Source organism: Geminisphaera colitermitum TAV2, from assembly GCF_000171235.2.
Taxonomy (GTDB): domain Bacteria; phylum Verrucomicrobiota; class Verrucomicrobiia; order Opitutales; family Opitutaceae; genus Geminisphaera; species Geminisphaera colitermitum.
Genome location: NZ_ABEA03000072.1, coordinates 25,124 through 33,114 on the forward strand (window position 1 = coordinate 25,124; position 7,991 = coordinate 33,114).

Annotated in this window: 5 protein-coding genes; all 5 read left to right on the forward strand. The window is 59.2% G+C overall.

Features of this window, described 5'->3' with window-relative positions; all coding sequences use genetic code 11:
* Positions 1 to 106 precede the first annotated feature (106 nt).
* On the forward strand, positions 107 to 2,617 hold the full coding sequence (locus OBACDRAFT_RS07755; protein ID WP_157836953.1) for a hypothetical protein: 2,511 nt from the start codon (positions 107 to 109) through the stop codon (positions 2,615 to 2,617).
* A 48-nt stretch (positions 2,618 to 2,665) separates the two neighbouring features.
* Entirely contained in the window at positions 2,666 to 3,811 is a 1,146-nt protein-coding gene (locus tag OBACDRAFT_RS07760; RefSeq protein WP_198529860.1) for an SGNH/GDSL hydrolase family protein, read from the forward strand.
* 37 nt (positions 3,812 to 3,848) lie between these two features.
* Complete coding sequence (locus OBACDRAFT_RS07765; protein ID WP_043584411.1) at positions 3,849 to 4,052, forward strand: hypothetical protein; 204 nt, start codon at positions 3,849 to 3,851, stop codon at positions 4,050 to 4,052.
* Positions 4,049 to 4,567 carry a PIN domain-containing protein gene (locus OBACDRAFT_RS07770; protein ID WP_043584412.1) on the forward strand — a complete coding sequence of 173 codons (519 nt, stop codon included), beginning with the start codon at positions 4,049 to 4,051 and terminating at the stop codon, positions 4,565 to 4,567. The genes OBACDRAFT_RS07765 and OBACDRAFT_RS07770 overlap by 4 nt, the downstream gene beginning before the upstream one ends.
* Before the next feature lie 132 nt (positions 4,568 to 4,699).
* A partial coding sequence (locus OBACDRAFT_RS30630; RefSeq protein WP_052361434.1) for an AAA family ATPase occupies positions 4,700 to 7,991 on the forward strand: 3,292 nt, incomplete at its 3' end.

A 7,991-nucleotide genomic window follows, 5' to 3' on the forward strand; every position in this document is an offset into this window, starting at 1 on the left:
AACAGTTCCCCGCACCTCTCTCTAATTTTCATCAACAACAACATCCCCTATGTTTCGATTCACTATTCAGACAGCTCTTTTGTCTCTTTTGTTTACGGCCTCGGCCTTGGCTTTCACCATTAATGGTGATTCCGGCCTGCCGTATTTTTTTATAGGAAATAAGATAACCCTGAGCAAGGGAACTGCCGGTGCGAAGGTTGCCATTTTGGATGGACGCGGCAACACGGTGGCCGATGGCACGTTTGAGGCGGACGGAGCCGCGTCCTTCTCCCTGCCAAATGCAGGCTACTACGAAGCGGCAAGCGGAGATGCCAAACGGAGTTTTCTGGTCTCTTATCCGCGCAAACCCATCCCAAGCGTGGTTGGCATTGATGCTCATTTGTCGGACGACAGCATGTATAAACCGGCCTCTCGGGAGCAACGTCTGGAAATGTTCCAAAAGCATCTCATCCTGGCCCGCCATTCCGGAGCCTGGTATTTGCGCGACAGATTCCGCTGGGGACAGTTTCAACCCAAAGAGGGAACATGGAATGACACGGTTTTCTCCACCTTTTACCTCCCTCAAATCGAGGCAGGATTCACCTTTCTCCCCGCCATTGAAGGATTGCCATCGTGGGCTGCCGCCATTCCCGGCAAAACCTTGGGCCCCCCAAAACAGGAAGCCTGGATTGAACTCTTCCGAACCTTGGCAGCCCGTTACGGGAAAAGAATGCCGCTCTTGCAGGTTTGGAATGAACCCAACCCCATCGGCATTGCCGGTTCGCAATTTCCGGGAGGCATTACTCCGGATAAATTTGAGGAGCATTTTTTGCGTGGCGCGCGCGCCGGAGTGGATGCCGCTAACGTTGAGGGCGTAAAGCTGGTGCTGGGAGGCGCCGCCGGCATGGATTTGCCCTGGCACGAACAACTGATTCGCTCCGGCCATCTCCGCCATGTCGATATTTTTGACGTGCATCCCTATGCGACCCAACCCTTCACCTTTGAACCCGCCATGCGCAAAATATTGGGCTGGCTGGACGAGGCCGGATTCAAGGGAACCGTCTTCGGCAGTGAATGGTCGGGCACAAAAGCCGTCCGCGGCCCAAACAGCCTGGCCCAAATGTTGGTGCTATGGTTTTCGCTGGATCCGCGGATGCGCGAAGGAGCCTTGTTTCAATTCGACCTTCGTGACTGGGGAGCCGGAGTCGGCACGCAAAGCAGTTACCAGATGGGCATTGCCAACAGTGACTTCTCGCCCAAGCCGGAATTCGCCGCCATGAACCTCGCCGCCCATCGACTCGCCGGAGCCACCCACGAACGCACCGTGACCGAGGAAGACAAGGTATCCGTCCAGTTAATACGCGACTCCGACGGGCAACTGTTTGCAACCGCCTTCGCCGACGGAGAACGCCGCTCTGTTTATTTGCAAACCAAGACAGCCCACGTGGACATTACCCTGGCGGAAGGCGGCCCCCCCCTCCGACGCGCAACCTTGGGAGGCGTGCTGCCTCTCGATGTCGGAGATTCCAAGTTCATTTATCTGGATGGCATCGAGGACCTGACCCTGTCTCCTGCGATTTTTGCGATCACCGAACAACCCACTCCCGAAACCTCAAGGCAAGTCTCGGGAACGGCGCTCCCATTTGTCACCTACGAACTATGGAACCCTGTCGACAAAGCCGTCACGATTCGCGGAACGCTAAAAAGCGGCACAGGTTTTCAATTCGTCGAGCCCGCCTTCGAGGTGAAACTTGCCCCCGGTGAACGCGTCGCACGCGTCTCGCCGATTCGTTATCGAGGCCCGATGCCCGAAGAATCCCATGGGTTCAGCGTTGAAATCGAAGTGCCCGAGATGGATTTCAAGACAACACTTCCCGCCGTGCTCAATCCGGCAATCAACAACAAAGCGGAAATCTCCATGCTCCGCGACGCGCAGGGAAATCCCTGTATCCGGGTGAGCTTCGAAAAACAACTGGCCTCGCAAATAACGCCCAGCGTCCGGGTTGGTGGGATTCCCGCGCCCCTGATCATGCGTCGAATTGATTCAAAAAACTTCGCCTTCCGGTCAGGCTCCTCATCCAAGCCTCTACCGACGACCGAACGCGCCCGCGTGACTCTTGTTCTTCGTTATCCAAGCGGCATCTCCTATGCGATCCAGACATCATTGCGATTCAAGGACACGCTTTTGCCTGATGCCAAACAGGACATCGTGGAGGCCGGTTGCGACCATCCGCTAAATCTTTATCTGGCCCAACCCGTGATCCTTAAAGGACGAAGCCTCTCGGCCGTGGAGCTTATCATCAACAACTGGAGAGGCGCTCCGCTACCTGTTGATATGGAAATACGCGAAGAATCGCCAACCGGCAAAGTCCTGGCAAACGCGACCACATCGATTTTGACCGGCTCGAACTGGAACATGTTTGTTCTTGATCGTGTTATTGAGACCATCGAGCCGGGGAAAACCTATTGGATCGTCGTGCTGACAAGCACCACAACGGATCGTGTCTTATGGGGATACCGTAAACAAACTGCCGTGAGCGAAAGTAGCGCCCAGTTCAGCCATGACCGTGTCGGTTGGAGCCCGCTGAGCCACAAAGGTGCCCCAGCGCTTCAGTTCTCCTATCGCCTGTATAATTAGTGAGGTCATCCGGTGGAACCCGCCGCCAAACCATATAGCACGCGCTCCATGAGCAGCCAGAGCGCATCCCTTCACCACAATGAGCCAGTCCTGTTCACACGTTCTGCATACGGAACTCCAGCCGAGGCGTTTTTTCTGCTTCCTCCCAGAAAACTCCTCCGGGTGCATTCATCCGATGCAACGCTGAAACTTGTCGTATCCGATTTCCGGATCGATGGTCGAAAAATCACTTACACCGGAACGGAAAAAATACCTTCGTTTAGTGAAAAAGAGCTGTTCCCCGCCGAAAAGACCGCCCGCTCCATCGGCCATCACACCGATGGTAAACGCCACCTGCTGTTTTCCGAAGGCCGGTATTTTTATGACCAGCAGATACGTTTCGACTACGAAACCGACGAACGCTGGACGCTGCCCGGTCCTTCCGCGCACTCCCGTTCCCTGCCCCACCTTTCCCGTCTCGCTACCAGAATCGCAGAAGGCCGACCCATTACCGTCGTCCTCCTCGGCGACAGCATTTCCGCCGGAGCCAATGCCGTGGAGAGCCCCCGTTACATCGAGCAATTCTGCGACCGCCTTCGCACGCTGACCACAGGCGAAGTCACGTTGCACAACCTCTCCAAAGGCGGCATGAGCACCCCTTGGGGCGTGGAGCAGGCAGCCCAAGCCGCCGCCCTGCGTCCCGACCTGTTCATCGTAGCATTCGGCATGAACGACGCTTCCGGCAAATATCCTCCAGAAAACTACGCCGCCAACGTCCGGCGCATGATCGCCATGGTGATTGATGCCAACCCCAACGTCGAATGTGCCGTTGTCAGCGGCATGAACGCCAACCCAGCCTGGCACCTCGCCCGCCCCGAGTTTCACCAAGCTTACCACGAACAACTGAAAAAACTCGCCGACGCACGCATCGTCTTTTGTGACGTATTCACCCCGTGGAACCACCTCGTAGCTCGCAAAGGCTTCGTCAGCGTGACCGGCAACGGCGTCAACCACCCCAACGACTACGGCCACCGCCTGTATGCCGACGTCCTGACCAGAGACCTGTTGCCTGACACAACGCAGGAGTGGCCTCCCCCAGCCCTCGCCTCAAATTCTCGCCATCCCCTCCCCCCCCCCCCGGCCTTTGTTCCCCGCCAAAGGAGAGGTCACTGGCCGCTTGAACTTCAACGAGGCAGACTTAACTTGCCTCGATAACAACAGCCTGACCGCATCAAGACGCTGAGGGATTTTTATGCAAACGATCCAGATTCAATTACCCGACCAACTTGCCCGGAACGTTGAAGAAGCGGTGCGCGAAGGGGCGTTTGCCAGCACGGAAGACGTCATCCTCGCTTCCCTGCGCAGCTTCATCATGCAAGGCCGCTTCCGGCTGCAGGAAGAACAACAGTTGCGCGATGTCGAATGGGCCCGAAAGCAGCATCATGCAAAACCATGATTGTCTCGATTGCGGACACCGGACCGCTCTTGCACCTGCATGAAGCAGGAGTGCTGCATCTGCTTCCCTTGTTCGCGAAAGTCCATGTTCCATCCGTTGTTTTTCAAGAACTGCAAAAACATGCACCCGATATTTTCAATCCGGATGCCATCCCTTGGCTGACAGTGTTCGCCCTGACAGAAAAACAGGAGCGGCGGGCAAGGTCATGGATCGAGGCGGGAGTGATTGACCGTGGCGAAGCGGGAGCTCTGGCTCTCGCCGAAGAGCAGCGCAAAACACAGGAAATCTGGTTTCTAACCGATGACGCCGCCGCCCGCTTGCTGGCGGAATCACTGGGCATAGAGGTTCATGGCTCGTTGGGGGTGGTGCTTTTCGCCGCATCGCAGGGATTGATTGGACGGGAGGAAGCAGAACGTGCGCTTCGAAAGTTGAAGGAATCGTCATTATGGCTCTCCACCAAAGTGTTCGCTTCGGCTTGGAGCGCATTGGACGAATTTTCCCCAAAGACAGGATAACGGCTTCGCGAATTCGTCGTGGAGCCTCGGCCCCCTCCCGCCCTCCCCCCCAAACTTTGCATTTGCCGCTCCCCCCTGCGCCGCCTCAATGGGCCGTTTCGATATTCCACTCGCTCCACGCACAGACAACGAATGCATCTCAAGGCGCTCAAGCTTCACGGATTCAAGTCCTTCGCCGACCAGTCCACCCTCCGGTTCGAACCCGGCGTCACCGCCATCGTGGGGCCCAACGGCTGCGGCAAGTCCAACGTCGCCGACGCCATCCGCTGGGTTCTCGGTGAACAAAGCGCCAAGGCCCTCCGCGGCGGCAAGATGCAAGACGTCATCTTTGAAGGCGCCGACACCCGCAAACCCGCCCAAATGTGCGAAGTCTCGCTCATCCTCACCGACTGCGAAAAACAACTCGGCAGCGAATTCCACGAAATCGAAATCATGCGCCGCGTTTACCGCGACGGCGGCGGCGAATACTTCTTCAACGGCCAACCCTGCCGCCTCAAAGACATCCAAAAACTCTTCATGGACACTGGTATCGGCCGCACCAGTTACTCCATCATGGCGCAAGGCCAGATCGACCAAATCCTCTCCTCCAAACCCGAGGAACGCCGCGCCGTCTTTGAAGAAGCCGCCGGCATCACCAAATACAAAGCCCAGCGCAAAGAAGCCCTCCAAAAACTTGCCCAGACCGACCAAAACCTCGTCCGCGTCGCTGACGTCGTCGGTGAAGTAGGCCGCCAGATCGGCTCCCTCAAACGCCAGGCCAGCAAAGCCCTCCGCTACAAAAAACTCTCCTGGCGCCTCCGCCACCTCGCCCTCGCCCACCACGGCTACCACCACGAACAAGTCAGCGCCACCCTCGCCACCCTCGAAGAACAAGTCATCAAACTCCGCGCCGCCGCCGAAACCCGCCGCACCCACCTCCAGCAGCAACAATCCGCCCTCGAAGAACAAAAAAACACCCGCACCCGCCTCAACCAGCGCGTGCAAGAAGCCCAGCAAGCCGTCTTCGACCTTCGCAGCCAGCGCGAGCAGGCCGAAAACGCCGCCAACCTCGCCCAGATCAAGCGCACCGGCCTCATGGAGCGCCTCGAATCCTCCCGCCAAAACCTCAACGAGCTCGACATGCAGCTCCGCGAACTCGCCTCCCAGGTCGATACCGGCGCGCAGGACAAACAACTCCAGCTCACCCTCCTCGGCAGCTCCGACGCCGTCTTTCAGGACCGCAACCGCGAACTCGGTGTAGTTGAAGCGGAACTACAAAAATTCGAGCAGGACCTCCAGCAATCCAAATTCCAACTCCTCCAATTCGAGAGCAACGTCGCCCGCCTCCGCACCGACGCCACCAGCTACGAAGTTGACCAAAAAACCTCCGCCCAGCGCCACGACGCCCTCTCCGCCGACACCGAGGCCGTGCGCCAGCAACAATCCCTCGCCGCCCAAGCCGTATCCGACGCCGCACTACGCGCCGAGGAAGCCACCGTCGCCCGCGCCCGCGCCCAGCAGGAATCGCAGGACGCCCAGACCGCCCTCACCGCCCTCACAACCGAATTTCGCGACGCCCAGAAAAAACTCCAGGAAATCGACCGCCAACTCGCCCAACGCACCGCCCGCCTCAAACTCCTCCAGCAACTCCAGGAAAAATGGGAAGGCTTCGGAGAAGGCGCCAAAGCCGTCCTCCAAGGCCGCCTCGCCCCCGTCGTTGGCGACACCCGCGTCACCCCCATCTCACACGGCCTAGAAATCCGTCCCGAACACGCCAAAGCCATCGAAGCCCTCCTCGGCACCGCCGTCGAAGCCATCCACGTTGCCGACCTCGCCACTGCCCAACGCATCCTCGCCCAACTCGAAACCGAACAAATCGGCGCCGCCGTCCTCCAAATCCCCACGCCCGTTTCGGGCGAACATCCAACGTCGAACATCCAACATCCAACATCCAACGAACAAACCACCCCCCTTGGCGCGGCAGCGCCTGGGACCGCCGGCATCCTGCCGGCCACAAGTGGCGCGGGCGTCCCGCCCGCCTCCGCCTCCATCCCCCTCCCCCCCCCCCAAGCTCCCACCAATCCGAACTTCGATGTTGGACGTTCGATGTTGGACGTTGGACGTTCGGGCCGCAGGGCCGGCCCCCCCCCCCCCCCCCCCCCCTCCTTTCTCCATCCTGCCACCACCGCCCTCATCGGCCACGACCCCGCCGCCGCCGCGCACCCCGCCGCCGCGCTCCTCGACTCCTGTTACCTGGCCGACGACCTCCACACCTTCCTCGACTACTGGCAAACCACGCCCGACTTCCCCTTCCTCGCCATCGCCACCCGCAAAGGCGAAATCGTGGACCGCCGCGGACTCGTCACCGGCGGCTACTCCAAAAAACCCGGCAACAGCATCGTCCAACGCGAAATCGACCTCCGCGAAACCGCCCGCCTCCTTGCCGAAGACCAAAAACAACACGACGACCAACGCGCCCACATTGACGCCATCAACGCCCGCCTCACCGACGCCGAAGCCACCATCGAACAAAAACGCCACGAAGTCCTCGAAGCCTCGCAAACCCACGCCACCGCCCAAGCCGAACAACGCACCGCCGAACGCGCCCTCGAAGAAATCCTCACCCGCCTCAACCGCATGGAAAACGAACTCCAAGCCGTTGAAGCCGCCCGCCACGAAACCCAAGCCCGCTTCGAACGCGCCCGCCAAGGCCTCATCGAAGGCGAACAAGCCGTCGAAGCCGGACGCGTGCGTATCCACGAAATGGAGACGCGCATCACCGAACTCCGCACCGACCGCGACGTAAAACGCGAAACCCTCGGCCAGGCCCGCCTCGAACTCGCCGAACGACGCCAGAAAGTCGAAGTCCTTGACCGCGGCCTCTCCGACATGGAACGCCGCCGCGCCCAACTCACTGAAATCGTCATCCAACGCCAGCAAGAGATCGAAACCTGGACCGACCAAATCACCCAACTCGAAACCGAAACCGACGCCCAGCGCGCCCGCGTAGCCCAACTCGCCGAAACCCTCCTCGTCTCCCAACAACAAGTAGAACAAATCCGCAACGAACTCACCGACATCGAACGCGCCATCAACGCCGTTGAAAACTCGCAAGAAGGCATCCGCACCGACGCCGAAAAATCCATTGGCGAACTCAACCGCTGCGAAATCGAACTCTCGCAAAACAAATCCCGCGCCCAATTCATCGAAGAAGACGTGCAACGCGAATACCAGATCCGCGTCGGCACCTACGACTGGCGCGCCATGATTTACCGCCACGACGACGACCCACCCGACCTCAAAACCCTCGACCTCGACGACGAAGAAGACGACGACCAACCCGAAACCACCGACACAAACAATGGCTTGAACAGTGGCGCAGGCGTCCCGCCTGCTTCCGAGATCGCAAGTGCCGCGGACGTCCCGCCCGCCTCCGACGAATCCT

What these genes read in the sequence shown, in the direction of transcription:
- OBACDRAFT_RS07760 (WP_198529860.1), top strand. Translation starts at nt 2,666, where the DNA reads ATGAGCAGCCAGAGCGCATCCCTTCACCACAATGAGCCAGTCCTGTTC.
- OBACDRAFT_RS07765 (WP_043584411.1), top strand. Translation starts at nt 3,849, where the DNA reads ATGCAAACGATCCAGATTCAATTACCCGACCAACTTGCCCGGAACGTT.
- OBACDRAFT_RS07770 (WP_043584412.1), top strand. Translation starts at nt 4,049, where the DNA reads ATGATTGTCTCGATTGCGGACACCGGACCGCTCTTGCACCTGCATGAA.